This window comes from Haladaptatus sp. R4, from assembly GCF_001625445.1.
GTDB lineage: Archaea > Halobacteriota > Halobacteria > Halobacteriales > Haladaptataceae > Haladaptatus.
The window spans coordinates 1-16,018 of record NZ_LWHG01000033.1; the positions used below are offsets into that span (position 1 = coordinate 1).

Annotated in this window: 21 protein-coding genes and 2 pseudogenes; 15 read left to right on the forward strand and 8 right to left on the reverse strand. The window is 50.5% G+C overall.

Annotated elements, in window-relative coordinates; all coding sequences use genetic code 11:
• Nucleotides 1-366 (forward strand): hypothetical protein (locus tag A4G99_RS26280; RefSeq protein ID WP_190303854.1); only part of this gene is annotated, 366 nt, incomplete at its 5' end.
• 15 nt (nt 367-381) lie between these two features.
• On the opposite strand, the pseudogene A4G99_RS28100 reads toward A4G99_RS26280, so the two are convergent.
• Nucleotides 382-468, reverse strand: a pseudogene (locus A4G99_RS28100) (thymidylate synthase (FAD)); the annotation flags it as partial.
• 24 nt (nt 469-492) lie between these two features.
• On the opposite strand from A4G99_RS28100, the gene A4G99_RS22660 reads away from it, so the two are divergent.
• Both A4G99_RS22660 and A4G99_RS25455 read left to right on the forward strand, forming a co-directional pair.
• On the forward strand, nt 493-1,050 hold the full coding sequence (locus A4G99_RS22660) for a SprT-like domain-containing protein (protein ID WP_223302171.1): 558 nt from the start codon (nt 493-495) through the stop codon (nt 1,048-1,050).
• 657 nt (nt 1,051-1,707) lie between these two features.
• Nucleotides 1,708-2,829: a hypothetical protein gene (locus tag A4G99_RS25455; RefSeq protein WP_150123208.1), complete on the forward strand. Its 1,122-nt coding sequence runs from the start codon at nt 1,708-1,710 to the stop codon at nt 2,827-2,829.
• Between the two features lie 39 nt (nt 2,830-2,868).
• Here A4G99_RS25455 and A4G99_RS22665 read toward each other — a convergent pair whose 3' ends face one another.
• A complete protein-coding gene (locus tag A4G99_RS22665) occupies nt 2,869-3,420 on the reverse strand; it encodes a thermonuclease family protein (protein WP_342764554.1) in 552 nt (183 codons plus the stop codon).
• A 330-nt stretch (nt 3,421-3,750) separates the two neighbouring features.
• Here A4G99_RS22665 and A4G99_RS29135 point away from each other — a divergent pair, with 330 nt between their 5' ends.
• The 3 genes from A4G99_RS29135 to A4G99_RS25460 all read left to right on the forward strand — a co-directional run bounded on the left by A4G99_RS29135 (nt 3,751) and on the right by A4G99_RS25460 (nt 5,428).
• Nucleotides 3,751-3,873: a hypothetical protein gene (locus A4G99_RS29135; protein ID WP_255359189.1), complete on the forward strand. Its 123-nt coding sequence runs from the start codon at nt 3,751-3,753 to the stop codon at nt 3,871-3,873.
• A 14-nt stretch (nt 3,874-3,887) separates the two neighbouring features.
• Entirely contained in the window at nt 3,888-4,550 is a 663-nt protein-coding gene (locus A4G99_RS22670) for a hypothetical protein (protein ID WP_066148517.1), read from the forward strand.
• Nucleotides 4,551-5,236: 686 nt separating this feature from the next.
• The gene (locus A4G99_RS25460; protein ID WP_150123209.1) at nt 5,237-5,428 is read left to right on the forward strand and encodes a hypothetical protein; all 192 of its coding nucleotides are present in this window, start codon (nt 5,237-5,239) and stop codon (nt 5,426-5,428) included.
• 87 nt (nt 5,429-5,515) lie between these two features.
• Here A4G99_RS25460 and A4G99_RS26285 read toward each other — a convergent pair whose 3' ends face one another.
• Nucleotides 5,516-5,656 carry a hypothetical protein gene (locus A4G99_RS26285; RefSeq protein ID WP_190303855.1) on the reverse strand — a complete coding sequence of 47 codons (141 nt, stop codon included), beginning with the start codon at nt 5,654-5,656 and terminating at the stop codon, nt 5,516-5,518.
• 746 nt (nt 5,657-6,402) lie between these two features.
• On the opposite strand from A4G99_RS26285, the gene A4G99_RS28105 reads away from it, so the two are divergent.
• Nucleotides 6,403-6,714, forward strand: coding sequence for a hypothetical protein (locus tag A4G99_RS28105; RefSeq protein ID WP_082838003.1), 312 nt, complete (start codon nt 6,403-6,405; stop codon nt 6,712-6,714).
• Here A4G99_RS28105 and A4G99_RS22690 read toward each other — a convergent pair.
• Nucleotides 6,685-7,803 (reverse strand): mechanosensitive ion channel family protein, encoded by a 1,119-nt coding sequence (locus A4G99_RS22690; protein WP_066148525.1) that lies wholly within the window; start codon nt 7,801-7,803, stop codon nt 6,685-6,687. The two genes, A4G99_RS28105 and A4G99_RS22690, sit on opposite strands and share 30 nt — an antisense overlap.
• A gap of 252 nt (nt 7,804-8,055) precedes the next feature.
• Here A4G99_RS22690 and A4G99_RS26295 point away from each other — a divergent pair, with 252 nt between their 5' ends.
• The 8 genes and pseudogenes from A4G99_RS26295 to A4G99_RS22720 all read left to right on the forward strand — a co-directional run bounded on the left by A4G99_RS26295 (nt 8,056) and on the right by A4G99_RS22720 (nt 12,320).
• Nucleotides 8,056-8,274, forward strand: coding sequence for an SWIM zinc finger family protein (locus A4G99_RS26295; protein WP_190303872.1), 219 nt, complete (start codon nt 8,056-8,058; stop codon nt 8,272-8,274).
• A gap of 394 nt (nt 8,275-8,668) precedes the next feature.
• On the forward strand, nt 8,669-9,007 hold the full coding sequence (locus A4G99_RS22700) for a hypothetical protein (RefSeq protein ID WP_066148769.1): 339 nt from the start codon (nt 8,669-8,671) through the stop codon (nt 9,005-9,007).
• Between the two features lie 146 nt (nt 9,008-9,153).
• The gene (locus A4G99_RS24770) at nt 9,154-9,474 is read left to right on the forward strand and encodes a SprT-like domain-containing protein (RefSeq protein ID WP_223302193.1); all 321 of its coding nucleotides are present in this window, start codon (nt 9,154-9,156) and stop codon (nt 9,472-9,474) included.
• A 216-nt stretch (nt 9,475-9,690) separates the two neighbouring features.
• Nucleotides 9,691-10,224 carry a helix-turn-helix domain-containing protein gene (locus tag A4G99_RS22705; RefSeq protein ID WP_066148529.1) on the forward strand — a complete coding sequence of 178 codons (534 nt, stop codon included), beginning with the start codon at nt 9,691-9,693 and terminating at the stop codon, nt 10,222-10,224.
• Entirely contained in the window at nt 10,221-10,748 is a 528-nt protein-coding gene (locus A4G99_RS22710) for a hypothetical protein (protein ID WP_066148531.1), read from the forward strand. Before A4G99_RS22705 ends, A4G99_RS22710 begins: the two co-directional genes overlap by 4 nt.
• A gap of 165 nt (nt 10,749-10,913) precedes the next feature.
• A pseudogene (locus A4G99_RS28110) lies at nt 10,914-11,315 on the forward strand (bacterio-opsin activator domain-containing protein); the annotation flags it as partial.
• Entirely contained in the window at nt 11,307-11,567 is a 261-nt protein-coding gene (locus A4G99_RS28115; RefSeq protein WP_223302194.1) for a helix-turn-helix domain-containing protein, read from the forward strand. The pseudogene A4G99_RS28110 and the gene A4G99_RS28115, both read left to right, overlap by 9 nt.
• Before the next feature lie 561 nt (nt 11,568-12,128).
• The gene (locus A4G99_RS22720; protein WP_066148535.1) at nt 12,129-12,320 is read left to right on the forward strand and encodes a hypothetical protein; all 192 of its coding nucleotides are present in this window, start codon (nt 12,129-12,131) and stop codon (nt 12,318-12,320) included.
• Nucleotides 12,321-12,335: 15 nt separating this feature from the next.
• On the opposite strand, the gene A4G99_RS22725 is transcribed toward A4G99_RS22720, so the two are convergent.
• From A4G99_RS22725 to A4G99_RS22740, 4 genes are all read right to left on the reverse strand, one after another.
• Complete coding sequence (locus tag A4G99_RS22725) at nt 12,336-12,686, reverse strand: HalOD1 output domain-containing protein (protein ID WP_066148537.1); 351 nt, start codon at nt 12,684-12,686, stop codon at nt 12,336-12,338.
• Between the two features lie 248 nt (nt 12,687-12,934).
• Nucleotides 12,935-13,303, reverse strand: coding sequence for a HalOD1 output domain-containing protein (locus tag A4G99_RS22730; protein ID WP_082838005.1), 369 nt, complete (start codon nt 13,301-13,303; stop codon nt 12,935-12,937).
• 76 nt (nt 13,304-13,379) lie between these two features.
• Nucleotides 13,380-13,856 carry a hypothetical protein gene (locus A4G99_RS22735; RefSeq protein ID WP_066148539.1) on the reverse strand — a complete coding sequence of 159 codons (477 nt, stop codon included), beginning with the start codon at nt 13,854-13,856 and terminating at the stop codon, nt 13,380-13,382.
• Nucleotides 13,857-14,764: 908 nt separating this feature from the next.
• Nucleotides 14,765-15,568 (reverse strand): hypothetical protein, encoded by an 804-nt coding sequence (locus A4G99_RS22740; protein WP_066148541.1) that lies wholly within the window; start codon nt 15,566-15,568, stop codon nt 14,765-14,767.
• Nucleotides 15,569-16,018 lie beyond the last annotated feature (450 nt).

Genomic DNA, 16,018 nt, shown 5'->3' on the forward strand with positions numbered 1-16,018 from the left:
GAAAGTAGTTTAGAGAGTGGTATGAGTGCAATGGCTAGTGCCAACCGTTGTTACGGTACTGGTGTTAAATTTCTTGACGTACAAGTGTGTCTGAACAGCAATGGTAATATTAAGGCTTCTGTTGGGGTATTTGGGTTAGTGGCAGATAGCATTGTCATTAAACCTGGTCAGGCACGCAGAAGTGGTCATGTCACCACTGCAATTCCTGGTCTTCCAGGTGTTGTTCAAGAATTCTCGACCACCTGGATTGTCCAGTGGTCAGGCACAACCGTTAGAAGAGTTCGTGTTCAGGCTACTCTCAAAGGCTGGGACTTTGGCAGAGGATGGTATAAAATAGCCAGTTTGGATAGAGTAATAATTGATTAATCTATAATAAATTCCCTATGGTGCCAATCGGTTCTTCCGGTCCTTCATCTTCTCCTCATAGTACGCAAACGTGAGTGGACACCACTCGGCAGCCCGCTTCAGCTCTTTTTATCCATGACACACCAAGTGACATTCTCGGATATCATCGACCAGCGAACGCTCACGGAAAGCGCGAATGCTGCGACTGACGATACCCCCGAGACACCGACGGCTCTCCTCGACCGAGCACGACAGCACGCGGCCGACGTTGCCACCGAACACTTCCCGGATCTACCGGTCGAAGCAATCGACTGGGAGGTCTCACATCGAGCACAACGACAAGCAGGGGTCACCAAGTACGACCCGACAACAGAGGGAATCACGATTACGCTGACCTGGACAGCCTACGAGAAGCACGGATGGGAGCAATTCAGTGCGACTGTCCGGCACGAACTCATTCACGCCTGGCAGTACCACGAGTTCGGTGACGCGGACCACGGTGCAACGTTCGCTCGATGGACGGACCGCCTCGACACCTCGCAACACTGCGAACGCTTCACCACGCCAAAGTGGTGGCTCGTCTGCGAGGACTGCGGCGGTCGGATTGCCCGGTATCGACGCTCGAAAACAGTACGTAACCCCGAACAGTACAGTTGTGGTGAGTGCGGCGGTGCGATTCACGTCGAGAAGGGCGATGGCCACTGACCGAATTCTCGTTTAAGTGGTTCTCGCGATAAGGAGTAAATACGAGGAAGATTTTCGCGGATTACTGCCTGTTGCGCAAATGGTTAGCATCGCTTTTGATTTTTGAGTAGAGCATGTTCTGGTTAGTATCTTATTCTAATCACACTTAATCCTCAAATACTCTGCCTCCATGCTGTCCAAACCCATGGGAGATGCCAGGAGAATTGGTACTTCAAAAAGACGCACGTTCCCATCGTTGAGCCAGCGATCTTGCCCATTGTGACTCTATTTTGGACTGAAGTAACGGAGGAACGGAGTGGAGCGAGGGATGGATCAGGGTGATGGCGCCAGATCCGGTGATGTCAAAGCATCCTCGCTACATGCTACCATTCGACATGGACAGTTAAATGTCTTGTGGTCATCTAAAAATGAATGTTCATCCTCAGAAAACCAATCAGAACGGCTTCTCTAATGACGTGAAACAATCACGAAGCGTTACAAGAGGTCTGTCGGTGGTAAAAAATGATGCCAAGCTAGAAGGCTGTGATTGTGATGGTCTCGATAACTTCCCGTGATGGCCCAGTTTAGGAATACAACTATTGTTGATCCGTAATTGGTGAAGATCCTGAATGAGAGGGCAATTTAATACTGTTGAATATACAAATAGGAAACACCAATATGACAGAGGAAGAAGATTTAAACGATTCTGATCTGGACTCTGCCTCTGATGACTGTCGTAATGAGCCAAAGTCTGACGAGTCAAAAGATTCCATTGCAGCCTCTTCTTCTGAGTTAATGGAGACGTTAGACATGATTGACACGTCAACAATTGCTGCAATGATGGGTGAATTAGATTCATTGAGGGCACTCCCCTTGTCAACAAAAGCAGCTATGATCGGGAAATCAGATGCACTGAAAGCGTCCAATCTATCAACAACAGCTGCTATGTTGAGAAAATTAGACTCGCTGGAGACCTCTAAACTTATTTCATCCCGAACTGCAACCCAGGCAGTTGCGTTATCGGTAGAGCATTCAGGTCTATTCCCAATGCATCGTGCATTTCAAGAAGCTACAAAATCGATAAATCAATTAGGAAAATATCCTGTTTCGAACACATTCCAGGAGGTTGCACAGTCTATAAATTACTTAGACTCATTCCCGACACAAAATGTATTTCAAGAAATCACACGATCAACAAATAATTCAGGACTTTTTCTAAACCAAAATGCACTAAATACCGCTTCTCTAGCCGTAGCACCGATAAATCATTCTCTAAAGATGAGTGCTCTTAACCAATTTATCAATCATCAACCTCTGTACTCTCAGAGCAAACTGTATAAGTCAGCGATTGCTTCTTTATCGGCGATCAACTCTACAAGTATTCAAAATGATTTGTCACTAATCTCATCAAAAACGAAATATAACACATTTAATGAGAATATAGAAAATGGTCAACCAAAAACTGAAATAGACGAAATTCGGCCACCTGAACTACGGATACATGATAATCTCATATGGGACGATGGAGGGTGGTATCGAAAAAGGTGTAGTAAAATTTCAATAACGGTTGTAGACTATATTTTCTGGAAAGCTAAAGAAGCAAATGAGCTATCTGATGCCTCTAATAACGAAATAGTTTCGGGTATGATCGCTTTAACACTAATCTTGACCTATATCCTAACTCAGGATTTGTTTTCATCGGTTACACTCGCGAGTCTTTCTAGTACGAGCAAAATGATGATGGAGGCAGCAGACGACCGATCCGAACGAAAGGATTTAGATGAAAAGTTTAGCAGGTAAACGCCACGAAGTATTCAACAATATGTAGACTGGGGGTGATTAAGCTGTTGTCGTAGTCGTATTCCAGCGACCGTAACTGCGGTGTTTGGCCTGCTGCTGTTTACGCATGAATTCCTTGCGCTTGCTGAACTGGTTGTCAGGCACGCGAGCGTAGCCGATACGGACCAAATCCGTGTTGAACATGAAATTCCCGATGTAGACGTACGCTTGCATGCGACTGTCGTCTGTTGTGTCCACCTGTGGATCAGAGACGACTGTCACGACTTGGTGATCCATTTGGGACTTCGTATAGCGAACTGCCTTCCTGTGAATCTGGCCACTATAAGGGACGCTCACACCAATCAAATCAACAGTGCGACTCTTCCCACTGTGGTTGATCTTGAGGCTCGTCGGATCGATGACCTGGGTCACACGTGCTTGGAAGCACTCGCTATTCTCTGGAGTATCAATATTCGTGGTCTTTGATTGCCGTAGATACGTCGTCTGCGTCCGTGCCCCCGCCTGAGGTTCTGTGATGGTTGTTGTAGCAGTCGGTTCTACTGTGGTCGTACTAGCGATCGAGGTCGTCATGTAGGGTTCGAGTGGCTGCATGACCCCGAGTACATCCGCTGGCTTCCGTTCCTGTACGAACTCACCTCCCTCTTCTCGTCTTCATCAGGTATTGCTTTCCTTGCCGTCGCTTGGTCTCTCTTCTCATCACGATAGTGGTCTCGGTGTTAGGATTTTATACTAACCTTGGACAATCTTGCAAACCCTAATCGCTTCCCAGACTACCCACACCGACAACCGTCCCATCACCCTACCACCCCCCAATAACTGGGACTGAGAACTCCCGTTCGCAGTTTTCAGCTGGGAATAGCAGCTCACAGCTGCCAAAGGCAAACTTATAACCGTCTTTACCAAGTAGAGATACATACGAACATGGCGCTGGAAAAGATACTCACGGTCGAACAATTGGCCGAGACAACGGGCCAATCGGAAGAACAACTCCGAAAAGACCGCGAAGCCGCAGAGAAGATGGCTGGCGACGCTGCAGACGACTAGCGCTACACCTTTTCATGACCGGTAGTGGTTCGACGAACACGATAGACCAATTACTCGGTCATACTGATGGTCCATCGAAGCCAATTGCAGACCGTGATCTGACTCGCGTTCGCTCATCTGCATATATTGTCCACGGTAATTTCGCCAGACTTGATGAGATCTGTGACGACATCACAACGTCTGGGCTCATCAGTGCCCGTGAGTCTGCAGCAAAGACAGACGTACGAAACGAAGTCTATCGACGCACGCATAATTATCTCTCGTCGCTCTACTCCTACAACGAACAGATCCGAACCATTCTCAACGACCGTCTCAGCGAGAACATCCACAAAGGCTACTTTTTACCAGCCCGCGACAACAAAGGCAGCCCGGAGTACATTCGACGAGGTACGTTTCTTTGGGGACTGAGAAATGACTTCCAGCACGGTGATTATTGGTGCCTATCGATCGAAAAACAGGGTTCAATGGATGGGCAGGACAAATACCACTTATTCTTTAAGAAAGAGTATTTCGAGGCGACTGCAAAAGGGAACCTCGATAGTTCCGGCGATTATCTGGCTCATGCACCCGATTCAGATTTAGAGTACCCACTGCCGTACATCGGTGATTTTCATCGAAATCTCTTCAACGAGTTCGAAACCGCGTTCGAGAATTGGTGTACTCGGAACTCTACCTAACTCTGTCTTGCTCTATCCCGGAAATCCCGAAAGAAGTATGCTAAGTCGAAATTATGCGTGAAACTCTGCACCACAGTTTCGGCAAGTCGTCCACTGTTATTGATACACCTTCTGCTTCTTCCCGCACTCTGGACACTCACGCCATACCGATCGATTTTGATGGGACATATTACCACTATCAAAGGATTGGGTAAATCTCTATCTCGTGTGGGTTCGATTTCGCACCCCGAGAGATTACTTTCACCCCGGTTAGTCAACATTCATGATATTCTGATGCATAGACAAAAATGCGCTAAAACCATGAACAATGTGATCTGCAAAGCAATTCAAGAGAAGAAGACAATCGAGTTCACCTACGATGGTCATCATCGGACAATTGAGCCCTACTGCCATGGCAGGAGTAAAGCGGGTAAAGAATCGCTCCGTGGTTACCAAATCGCGGGAGGCAGTAATTCGCGACGAGTCCCGTTTTGGCGGCTCTTCACGGTGGCAAAGATGGGGAATCTAACGCTAACAGATGAACATTTCACTGGGAACCGCCCTCACTATAACCCGAACGATAAGGACCTATCTCCGATTCACTGCAACATCTGAGTTGAGTAGTGGAAACTTTATTCCTCATTGTTTGGAATCCACCAGATAACCACCCGCGGACTCAACTTCCCGCGTTCTAACTCACCTCGCTCATGCAACTCCTCGAGCCGCTGGTGCACTGGCCGCCGCTCCATCTCCACCGTATCTGCGACCCACCGAGCGGTAACCGCCGGAAACTCGGACTCACGAATCACCCGAAGCATATCGTCATCGCTCGTTTGCTCCGCAAATCGCCCCTGCTCGTCGCGTTCACTCTCCCCCGATACTTCGCAAACGCATCATAGCTCGTCCTAACTGCTCGAATCCTTCTGAACCACTATATGGTCACAAACGCCATACTAAACCCGGGGAAGTCGAGCTAACGAAAAACGCTAGTCTTCAAGGTCGGCAACGTGCGCTGCAACAGCCGAAAGACTCTCAGCTGCAACACCGTTCTCTCGTGCCTCAACCCGCTCACGGGCACTCCGGATGTACTCCCGAGCGTCAATGTGCACGGATTCGTTCTTGCTCATACTACTAACTCGGGACAAAGGAACCATAACGATTGGGTCATAATCGATTTACGAAGGCGCGTTTCCCATCATCCCTCTGCGTAAGCAATTCAGGGGCCCCCGCTCGTTGGAGATAGTCTGTCGCAAACTCCTCCCAGACGTGTTCATGTTCGGCCGCATAGTACGCCCACGGATCGTCAACATCGGGCGGATACGTCTCAACTGAATCTGGCCCTTTCACTTCATTTATTAACCAAATAGAACAAACAATTTATATGTGCATCTGAAACAAAATGCTGTGAATTTCATCATACAGCTTGCTGCTATCGCGACGGGCCTACTCGGACTTGCATATATCATTGCTCCAAGGGCAGTCCATCGATATGAACTCAAATTTGCCTCTACTTCGGATGAGCCATCTCAACGAATGATCTGGGTGTATCGATTCCTTGGAATTGGGCTCATTACAATCAGTATCTCCCATATTGTCTAAGAACTATTTCGCGATCGCTTTGTCAGGAACATTAATCGCTACCCGCTGATTCTGGCATTGATTTCTGACCACAGCAAGCACCTCCTCAATACGACGCTTTTCAAGGAAGATCATATTGTAATCATCCGCAACCCATGACATTGCTGAGACGGCACAGAAACGCGCACAGGCCGACCAATTTGCCTTCGACATCGATGCCCCTGGACTCCTCACTGTCACCAACGAGAGCCATGACAAGCCTGTAGACCACCAGTACACAGTCACCATCGACGACATGACCGAGGAACTGATGGCCTGTACGTGCCCGCACCACGTCCACCGCAATCTCTGCTGCAAACACATGGCCGCTGTCGAAACCGCAACCGACGATGGGACGCTCGACGCCTTCTCATCGGACGACGAGCGTATCAGTGGCCCGTACACTGGCTACGACACGTACGGCAACCTCGATCACAAATACTGGCAGTGTAAGGACTGTGGCGCGGAAGCCACTCGGGAAATAGTACCCTTTTATGGGTTCAAAATTGTCTTAGTGTTGCCTAACACTCTTGACATCTCAATCTTGCCCAGGAATTGTAACCGTTGATTCGCCATCGACCACCCGAAAGCCACCGGCTTCTTCTCGAGCCAATACCTCTTGCTGTGGATATGGAATTTTGATTCCCTCTCGGTCATAGGCGAGTTTGACTGCCCGAACCACGGCGGTCACTGCCCGCCATTTCTTGCGGCTACTCGGCTTCTCGATCCAGAACCGAAGTTCAAGAAGGACTGAAGACTCCCCGAATTGCTTTAGAACGACGTCTGGACTCGGTACCGCCAAAATCTCGTCGATACCCTTCATTGCCTCCTTTGCAACTGCCATCGCATGATCGGGGTCAACTTCATAGTCTACCCCGACTTCCACACCGAGTCGAAGTCGTCCTTTGCGCCCGATATTGATGATTGTACTACTACTGACAACATCGTTTGGGAGCATGATGTATTTTCCTTCGAACGTCTCGATACGAGTCGTAAAAATCGTGATGTCAGTCACGATCCCTTCATGCTCATCGATTTGTACCCAGTCACCAATCTCAAACGGTCTGGAGAACATGAGTTGAAAGCCAGCAAGCAACGACCCAAGCGTTTCATTCGCTGCTAATCCAATCACGGCACCAAGCAGTCCAGCACCTACAAATAGCCCTTGGAGGTTTATTTTCCAGACACTTAATATCGCGAAAAGACCAACGATATATACACCAATAATAGACAACCGGGAAACGACTTTTCCCTGGTGGCGTGTAATCTCTTCGGTCTGTTGCAAGAGTCGGTCAATGACCCGATTGACCATTCCAGCACTAACATACGCTGCTGTACATACACCGAGTGTCAGCACGATCTGAACTCCCATCCTTTTGACTGTGCCGAGTGCTTTTACACTCTTTACCGCTTGATGCGTCTGTTCCCAGATTATAACGTAGAGGCTCCCACTCAACCCAATGAGAATCAAACTCGCGACAAGTATACTGACATTTACTAGACGATATGGATACTCACGCTTTGCAACCCGTGAGAGTTTCCAAAGTATCCACTCACAAAGGATGAACCCGATACCCACAATGAGTGAGAGGACAAACTGGCCCTCAGAACCTGGAAATTGGTTAACAATCCACTGAAGAAGCGATGCGAGAATCATCGATATTTCCTTCCATTGAATTGGTGGTGTGAAGTACTATCTGGGTGGTGTATCCAGGTTTGGGGGTGTAGTTTTTCTACGATGCGTGCCATGCGTCACATTGGAAGACAGTGGCGTCACAAGAGTGTACCGAAATTATATCTCACCAAATTCAGATATAATTAATCCACCGGCATTCCCGGACTCCTCACTGTCACCAACGAAAGCCACGACAAGCCCGCAGCCCACCAGTACACCGTCGCCATCGACGACGTGACCGAGGAACTGATGGCCTGCACGTGCCCGCATCACGTCCACCGGAACGCCGTCTGCAAACACATGGCCGCCGTCGAAACCGCGACGGACGACGGGACGCTTGAGGCATTCCCATCGGAGGACGAAAACGAACCCGAAGACTGCGACTGTGATGGCCTCGGCGGCTTCCCGTGCTGGCCGTGCGTAAGGATGGGACGAAAGGAACTGCCGAACTAACCCCCCGCTTCAGCTCTTTTTATCCAGAGTACGGCAAGTGACGGTCTCAGATAGCACCGACCAGCGAACGCTAACGAAAAGCGGGAATACAATGACGATGACATCTCCGAAACACGGGCGATCTTGCTTGACCGAGTGCGAACACACAAAGTGTACGTCACCGCTATGTAGTTTCTTGATTTCATTTGCTGAGTAAGTATCTGAAAAGATCCTGCGAATTGAAGACAGCCCTCGTCCCCCCTACAGGATTGGTTTGGCCATTTCTCCGTATCTATCGTCTACCCGAGTTCTAGTAACATATTTTTAACACAATATGCAGCAAGGATTTTTCCCGAAACGGTAGTCGAATCCACAAACAATATCGTCGGTGATTGACTAGGCTTTGATGAGAATCATGGCGACATTAGACACAATCTTTGACCTATTCAGTAAGGAGCGGCGGCGATATGCATTGTACTATCTTGATCAGCACAGCGGTACGGTGTCGGTTGATGAGGTTGTGGACTATGTTGCAAATCAGGAGAGTGATGCCCCTGATGGATCGATTCCCGACGAGCAGTACGATCGGATCGACCTCTCACTTCGCCAGGTAGATATTCCGAAAACAGCTGAAATTGACTCCATCGAATATAATCGCGATGAAGAGGAGATTAACATTCGGGGCACTTCAACGAAATTTAATGCAATTGTGGCCATTGCGAAGATCCTCGAACACCCCGACAGATCTGAGTAATTAACCGACCGATGGTCGCCTGTGGTGGCGCTCTCGGCAGTATACTTTCTGGATCTGGCAATCGAAGTAATTGCGAGGGAGAGTTCGAAGCACACCAGTGACAGATAGACATCAGGAAGTACGACCCAACAACAGAGGCAATCACGATTGCGCTCACCTGGACGGCTTACCAGCAACACGGCTGGGAGCAATTCAGTGAAACCGTCCGGCACGAACTCATTCACGCGTGGCAGTACCACGAGTTCGGTGATGCGGACCACGGCGCAACCTTCACCCGTTGGACGGATCGCCTCGATACCTCGCAGTACTGCAAGCGATTCACTACACCACAATGGTGGCTCGTCTGCGAGGACTGCGGCGGTCGGATTCCACGGTATCGATGCTCGAAGACCGTCCGCAACCCCGAGCAGTACAGCTGTAGCAAGTGCGGTGGTGGAATTCGTGTGGAAGAGGACAACGGCCACTAACCAATTCTCTTTTAAGTAGTTCTCGCGATAAGCAGTAGATATGAGGAAGATTCTCACGGCTCACTGCTTACTGCTTGAGTTCTTGCTATCGCTTCTCGTTCACAGAAAAGCCTGCACTCGTTAGTATTGTATACTAACTCTCGATGATCCAATTTCTCACTGTAACACAACCCGAGCAGAAGAGCTATTACGAATTATGCATAACTCATAACTACGATGGCACAGTCTGCCGCCTCCACCGATTCGATACCAATTGCGCAACTCCAAACAGTGGTCGAACTACTGGAGAACCCAACACTAGCGCGAATCTACACCTACGCGCTCCGTTCTGATGGCGCTACTGTCGCGGACTTCGTCACTGAACTAGATGTTCCACAGGGGACCGCCTACGACTACGTCCGAACGCTTGAGGGTGCGGGACTACTGACGAAACAAGAAGACAACCGTCCTTACGAATTCGAAGCCGAACCGCTCTCGCTCACGCTCACAACAGACGGCGAGACGCGAACCATCACGGACGAACTCGTAGACGCCGCCGCACGCCGCACAGAAAACGAGGATATCGACGTCTACATTGACCGGCATGGTATCGATGGCCTCGCAACTGCCCTAGAGTACGCTCATGAGTTCGTGGATGGCACCGTCAATCACCGAATCATGGCCCGTGAACTGGATCTGTCGCCACTCGAAGCAGAGATTATCTTGCAGGCCCTTGAACCGGTCATCCGTGCCCACTCCGACGACGAATGACGACGTACATCGCAGATACGGGTGTTTTTGTCCGGTGTGGCGGGCCGGACAACGAGAAGTACCAACGCCTTCGCCGCGCTGTCCGACAAGCTGATGTCCCGCTGCTTGTCCCTCGTCGAGTGTATGAAGAACTCGGTGGTGATCCTGACGACGAAGCCTATCCATCAAGCAACAGCCGGTGGCAAGAGGGAGTTGACGAGGGATGGATCCAAATTGCCGATGAACTCGATTACACCAATTCTCGAGTATCGCGGGTGATGGATGCAGCTCGACGGTTTATCGCGAACGACACTGATCGACCTGAGGACACAATCGAAAAGACGGATACTGCGCTTATCGGCCTCGGAGCACAGCTCTTCGACACCGGACAAGCAAACACCATTGTCTTGCTGACCACGGACAAACCAGCAGGACGGGCTGCCGAATCACTGCTTCCCAGCCATGGGTTCACAAACCATGTTGAATATCGGTATGTTAGTGTCGAATTCCTTGAAACGATCACAGCAGCTGAGTTCGACGACTAAGCTTCCACGAGCTCTTCACTCCATCGTAATAGTGTACAGAAGACAGGAGGGTTTTGACGACACGATACCTACCCGTTCCTAATGGCGGATTAACCACTAGACAACACCTCAGGACACCCTACAGCAAATGACGACTTTCCACCCAGAGATCCACGCCTCAGACTCGAATTTCATTCCGATGATCTCGCAAAGCCATTTCAAGAGGCGTTCGATGAACCGATAACGATCACAGTGAATTCCGTTGTCCAACTTGCCGATGGGACTCACCTCCAGTACTGGACGGTCACTCACACCTCCCCCGATCGACTTTCCAAAACAGTCGTGAACTTTCCAACCACTCTCGATGCCCGACTATTGAGCACGGTTGGCGATACCCACCGAATCGAGGTTCATGGTGATTCCTCGTCGTTATTCTCGACCTTCAATGCATTCGATGGTATCACTAGATCTGCTGTGTATGATGAGGATGGAGTCCATGTCCTCGCAGAATTTCCATCGAGTGTTGAAACAGACATGGTTGTCGATGCTGTTCACGACATCTATCCGGATCTCGATCTCGTGTCCTCTCGCACGATCCAAACAATCCCCGTCTTTCGACACATCATCGAAGACCAGTTGACCGACCGGCAACTGACTGCATTGCGGATCGCGTACTTCAGTGGATACTACGAGCAACCTCGAATGAGTACGGGTGAGGAACTAGCAGAGCGAATGGGAATTTCAAAGCAAGCCTTTCATGAACATCTCCGGAAAGCATACGCCACAATATTTGAACACCTCTTGGAGAACGATGAACTCAGCATGGAGGTTGACCAGTAAAGTACAATTTTAATGGGCCAGCAAATCCACTTTGCTGGCAGTGAAATTGATGGACTTTTCTTCGGACAACCCAGACAAGCGATGTTCGCTTGACGAGCTATTCAACCTCCTGGCAGATAGACACCGCCGTCATATCCTTACGTACCTCGTTACACATGCCGATCAACCTGTGCCGCTCGAAGCACTCGTTGAACATCTCGAGAGACACACAGACGCTGACCGAGAGCGCCTCGTGATCCGGCTCCATCATCTCCATCTGCCCAAACTTGCTGATTATGGCGTGATCGAGTACAATTCCTCACTGCAACTTGTTTCGTACACGGAACACCCTCGCCTCGAAGCACTGTTGCAGGCAGGAGAGAACCTCGGTGACGGTGGCAATGAGTCGGATATGAATGAATCCAACTCGTAGCACTCTAGCTCCTGATTGTAGGAGGTAGATCCGCCACGAGGCACCCCTAAAACCAGTGATCGACGTGGTTTCTCGAACGTTTTGTCCGTATACGCTTTTACCGTTGTCTCCACCGGTACTCTCATACTCATACCCCATCTTGTTCGCATATGCCAGAGTTTGTCGTCGAGATTGACGATCATCCGAAACTCGAGCTTGACAATCTTGACGTCGGCGTTGAAGAAGACGTCATCGCCTTCGATGTAACAGGCACGATCCGAGACCTCGACGAGGATCTCCTCGATGCACTCACTGACACAACCCTTCGACCAACCGAGGTCCACTTCACAACAGACGATTAGTGTACAGTACGACTTCTACTCGTCACTCGGCGACTGTTCACTGTCGGAACTTGATTCGGAGTGGTGAACCGTAATCTGCCCGCTGCTATCGACCTTGATGTGGTACGCATCGTAGTTGAACAGGACATGGCCATTCGGCTCACGTGGTTTCTCTGCAGCCCGTGCGCCGAAGAGCGCATCAAGTGCTTCGGGATCAACGAAATCCGAGAGGAGTGCTACTTCAGTTGGGTCAGCATCGTTCAGTGTCGCAACCGCTGTGATTAGCTCTTCACTGACGCTGTCCGTTATCGGATCGAATTCCGTTTGGTAGGCCGCATCGTCTTCCTGCTCGTGATCATCGTCGGATGGGGGTGTGTGATCAGTCATGGTGGGGTGCGAGAAGTACTAACTCTAGAATGCACCCCACATACGGCATGTGAAACAGCCAGACTGTTTCTGAAAGGTTCGCTTCCGCGCCTTGGAAACGGATACACAGTATGTTCTTGCTTCTCCGTCAGAGACCCTATGCACCCGTCACATAAAGTTCTGGCTGGGAACCGAGCACGACCTGAAGGACACACTTCGTACCACTCGTAAATCCGTTCATCCGGATGCAAGCGATAGACAGAATGGAGTCAGTCCCCGTACGCAGTAGGCTCGGACACCGTAATCCACCCATCACTGGCAACCTCGACGCGATACTGATTATATCGGAAGGAAACACTCCCATCGCTATCACGGGTATGCCCGGCGACCTTCGGCCCGAAGAAGCCGTCTTCAATCGCAGCGATATCCACACACTCGTATAACGGGGGATCCTTGAGATCCGTCGGCACGACGTCTGCGGCATCCGCAATCGCGAAGATGATTTCGGTGGTGAGATCGCGATGGCTCTCGCGTTCGTAGTGAGCCTGTGTTACAAACGTCATGCCGGGATCGTCGGGTTCGTTTCCGTCCTGTGCAAGTTTGGTGCCATCATCAGTGTGGTCATTACTTGACGTCATCTGTTATCCTCCGTCTGACCGTGTCCTATCGTACAGTCATGCCCGAGGTAGTAATACCTCTTTGGGTAGCCATGGGTTACTGAGTGTCTTCCCGGTCGAACTCGCTGCGAGCATGTGCTTCTTGTCGAGTGTCGAGACTGCCACCTGCACCCTCCAACGCCGCCAACACTTGCACTGCATGTGGACCTGGCGTGATCGTCTCAGTCTCGTCATCATACTCGATCACATCCAAATCCACGAGTTTCGGCACGTGGGAGTGATAGAGCGATGTATACATCTCCTGGTACGTGAGCGTCGCGATGTTCGCCTCTTTCGTATCAGTTTCCCACGCCGCGAGTTTGGTCGCGAGGTCATCGAGTGACCATTCTGTCTCTTCGGCGAGAGTGTAGACGAGGTAGCGTCGTCGTGGATGCCCAATCGCCTCGAAGACGGGTTGTAACTCGAGGACGACCTCTGAGACATCGATATCGAGATCGCGCTCGGCGGCGCTCTCCTCGCCGGACTGACTGGAATGGTTCTCCCACTCGTCGGGAGGTGGCTCGTTCCCCGTCATAGTCGATGCTGAGGCGTCAAACGAAAAAAAAAATTCCGGTAGACACTGTTTTCCCGACCATATTCGACAGATACGTACTTCGTCGCCGTATCGGACTATCCATAGGTACTGGTACATTCTCAGTGTGATTTTTCGAAGGTTCTCGATACTGACTAGCGATGATATCCAGAATCGTTGATGTGCCCGACCAGTGGACAGTCGGTCTGTATTCGTACGGAGGACAGTCGGCCATGCAGAAATAGTGCCCACCCTGACGTCAAACACCCCGCCTTTCAAGTGAAACCCAACAGCACAGACAACCAGCACTAGCCAGCCTGACAGTCCACTACTACCACACCGCAGTTCCGGAGTAAATCACCTGTCCACTACCGGGAGACACCTTCTCCTTCCACAATCACTCCCGGTCTCACAGACAGTCCCATTGGCTCATCCCCACTGACAGTCCGGCTGCTGATTCACGGAAAACAGTCCGGTGACCGCAACCAGTCCACGTCACACCTCGTCACAGCACGCTGGACAGTCCTCCCGGTCGTCACCAGATATGACCATCACCCGCTGGTGTCGGGATGACAGTCCCACGGGCTGTTACACTCCCAACGTCTGTTCTGCTAGTCGGTAGCGGACAGTCCAGAGTTGCTTTGTCCAACTCCGGGTTGGCTATCCTCACCTCCTGGAGCCAGTCCGGCAGTACGTTCATTGAAAACCCGGAGTCTCACCTAGTGGCACCCCCACCATAGCACCCGTGTTGGCACCCAGATCTTCGTGAAAACAGTGGGCACCCCAACCAATGCATCCACTGGCACCCCTCTCCCGTCGCTCATCGGATTTCATCACCTTGCCCGGGATAGAGGGACTGTCAGCACTCGTTGCTCTTAGTGACCGTCCTGTGCTGTCTCACAGCCAGAAAGTCATTCCGCTGGTGTTACCTCGTTGATCCGAAGTGAATACTGCTCGGGCAAATTCTCAATCCTCACCCGGATCTTCAACACCCGTTCCTGTGCTGCCAATTCCTCCATCACCATACCCTGCGATCGTTCGAACGACGCATTTCCTGTTTTGATCTCACAGTAGTACCTCGACAACACACATCCATCCCACCCATCCTTTGCCCGAACGATACAGTCGGGTGTCCACCGCTTTTCCCCATCTGGATGGGCAACCGAGATCGGCGTGCCTCTCTCAACCTCAAGGACTAGCCCAAACTCTATATCCCCATCATCGAATTCTAAATCCTCCCGAACAAAGTAGTAGAGTGCGTGCGGTTTCGATGCACCCGTCAAAATGGCCTCGCCAAGTGCCCCGTAGAGATTCGCACCAACATCGAACGTCCATGTCTTACCATCAGTTGCAGCCGGTTCCGAAATCGATGGTGTGTGATCAGCAAGAAGATAGGCATCCACATCGCGCGGGTCATTTACTGGTGCAGCTTGAATCCGTAGTGACCCATCGCCTGCCGACAACTGACTCGCATATGCCTCGGCATGGGCCCTTGATCCAAAGTCAAGAGTACGGTCATGCGTCGTAATGACTTCCGAAAGTGCGGAATTCACCGCGATGGCGTTGTCTTTCACTTCGACAGTGAATCCTATTCGATCGCCCGGCGTGATTGGTTCAGCGGTGTATTCCTCGCTCGCTGCCCCTTCCGGCGACTTCTTCACGAGACTCCCTTTGTCGAATTGTAGTTGTACCGTGTCTGACTCAGGATCGGGCATTGGGTCGATTTTGTCACCTCTTCATCTAAAGAGATTCGTCGATGGTTTCAGAAGTACCCTTGTTGGGTTGACCTCATCATCACGTACCTTGAGACAAAACTTGACGGTTGCAGACGAACCGTATGAGAGACTATAATAGTTAGAGGACGTGCCCCAACCAGCGAGCGACCCCTACCAACCAGGCGACAACGTACAGGTCTACATCTCCGAAACCGATCCCGACAGCGAACATCACGGAAAAGTTGACAAATAACCGTTGACAGTGGGGCCACCGATACGTTTTCACTCAAGTTCGATATCTCCCGAGATGACCCCAACGGCGAGAAGGGTATCCGACCATCCATGACGCTAGAATGAGGATCACTATTTATCCTAATTTTATTATGTTCGCCCTCGGTAGGATGCGCCTCTGAAAGATTTACTTACCAACCCTACGCCAGATTACCGTGT

Excerpts from the sequence above, each read along its gene's own strand:
- A4G99_RS25455 (WP_150123208.1), top strand. The coding sequence starts at position 1,708 with ATGACAGAGGAAGAAGATTTAAACGATTCTGATCTGGACTCTGCCTCT.
- A4G99_RS22665 (WP_342764554.1), bottom strand. The coding sequence starts at position 3,420 with ATGCAGCCACTCGAACCCTACATGACGACCTCGATCGCTAGTACGACC.
- A4G99_RS29135 (WP_255359189.1), top strand. The coding sequence starts at position 3,751 with ATGGCGCTGGAAAAGATACTCACGGTCGAACAATTGGCCGAGACAACG.
- A4G99_RS22670 (WP_066148517.1), top strand. The coding sequence starts at position 3,888 with ATGACCGGTAGTGGTTCGACGAACACGATAGACCAATTACTCGGTCAT.
- A4G99_RS25460 (WP_150123209.1), top strand. The coding sequence starts at position 5,237 with ATGCAACTCCTCGAGCCGCTGGTGCACTGGCCGCCGCTCCATCTCCAC.
- A4G99_RS26285 (WP_190303855.1), bottom strand. The coding sequence starts at position 5,656 with ATGAGCAAGAACGAATCCGTGCACATTGACGCTCGGGAGTACATCCGG.
- A4G99_RS28105 (WP_082838003.1), top strand. The coding sequence starts at position 6,403 with ATGACCGAGGAACTGATGGCCTGTACGTGCCCGCACCACGTCCACCGC.
- A4G99_RS22690 (WP_066148525.1), bottom strand. The coding sequence starts at position 7,803 with ATGATTCTCGCATCGCTTCTTCAGTGGATTGTTAACCAATTTCCAGGT.
- A4G99_RS22700 (WP_066148769.1), top strand. The coding sequence starts at position 8,669 with ATGGCGACATTAGACACAATCTTTGACCTATTCAGTAAGGAGCGGCGG.
- A4G99_RS22705 (WP_066148529.1), top strand. The coding sequence starts at position 9,691 with ATGGCACAGTCTGCCGCCTCCACCGATTCGATACCAATTGCGCAACTC.
- A4G99_RS22710 (WP_066148531.1), top strand. The coding sequence starts at position 10,221 with ATGACGACGTACATCGCAGATACGGGTGTTTTTGTCCGGTGTGGCGGG.
- A4G99_RS22720 (WP_066148535.1), top strand. The coding sequence starts at position 12,129 with ATGCCAGAGTTTGTCGTCGAGATTGACGATCATCCGAAACTCGAGCTT.
- A4G99_RS22725 (WP_066148537.1), bottom strand. The coding sequence starts at position 12,686 with ATGACTGATCACACACCCCCATCCGACGATGATCACGAGCAGGAAGAC.
- A4G99_RS22730 (WP_082838005.1), bottom strand. The coding sequence starts at position 13,303 with ATGACGTCAAGTAATGACCACACTGATGATGGCACCAAACTTGCACAG.
- A4G99_RS22735 (WP_066148539.1), bottom strand. The coding sequence starts at position 13,856 with ATGACGGGGAACGAGCCACCTCCCGACGAGTGGGAGAACCATTCCAGT.
- A4G99_RS22740 (WP_066148541.1), bottom strand. The coding sequence starts at position 15,568 with ATGCCCGATCCTGAGTCAGACACGGTACAACTACAATTCGACAAAGGG.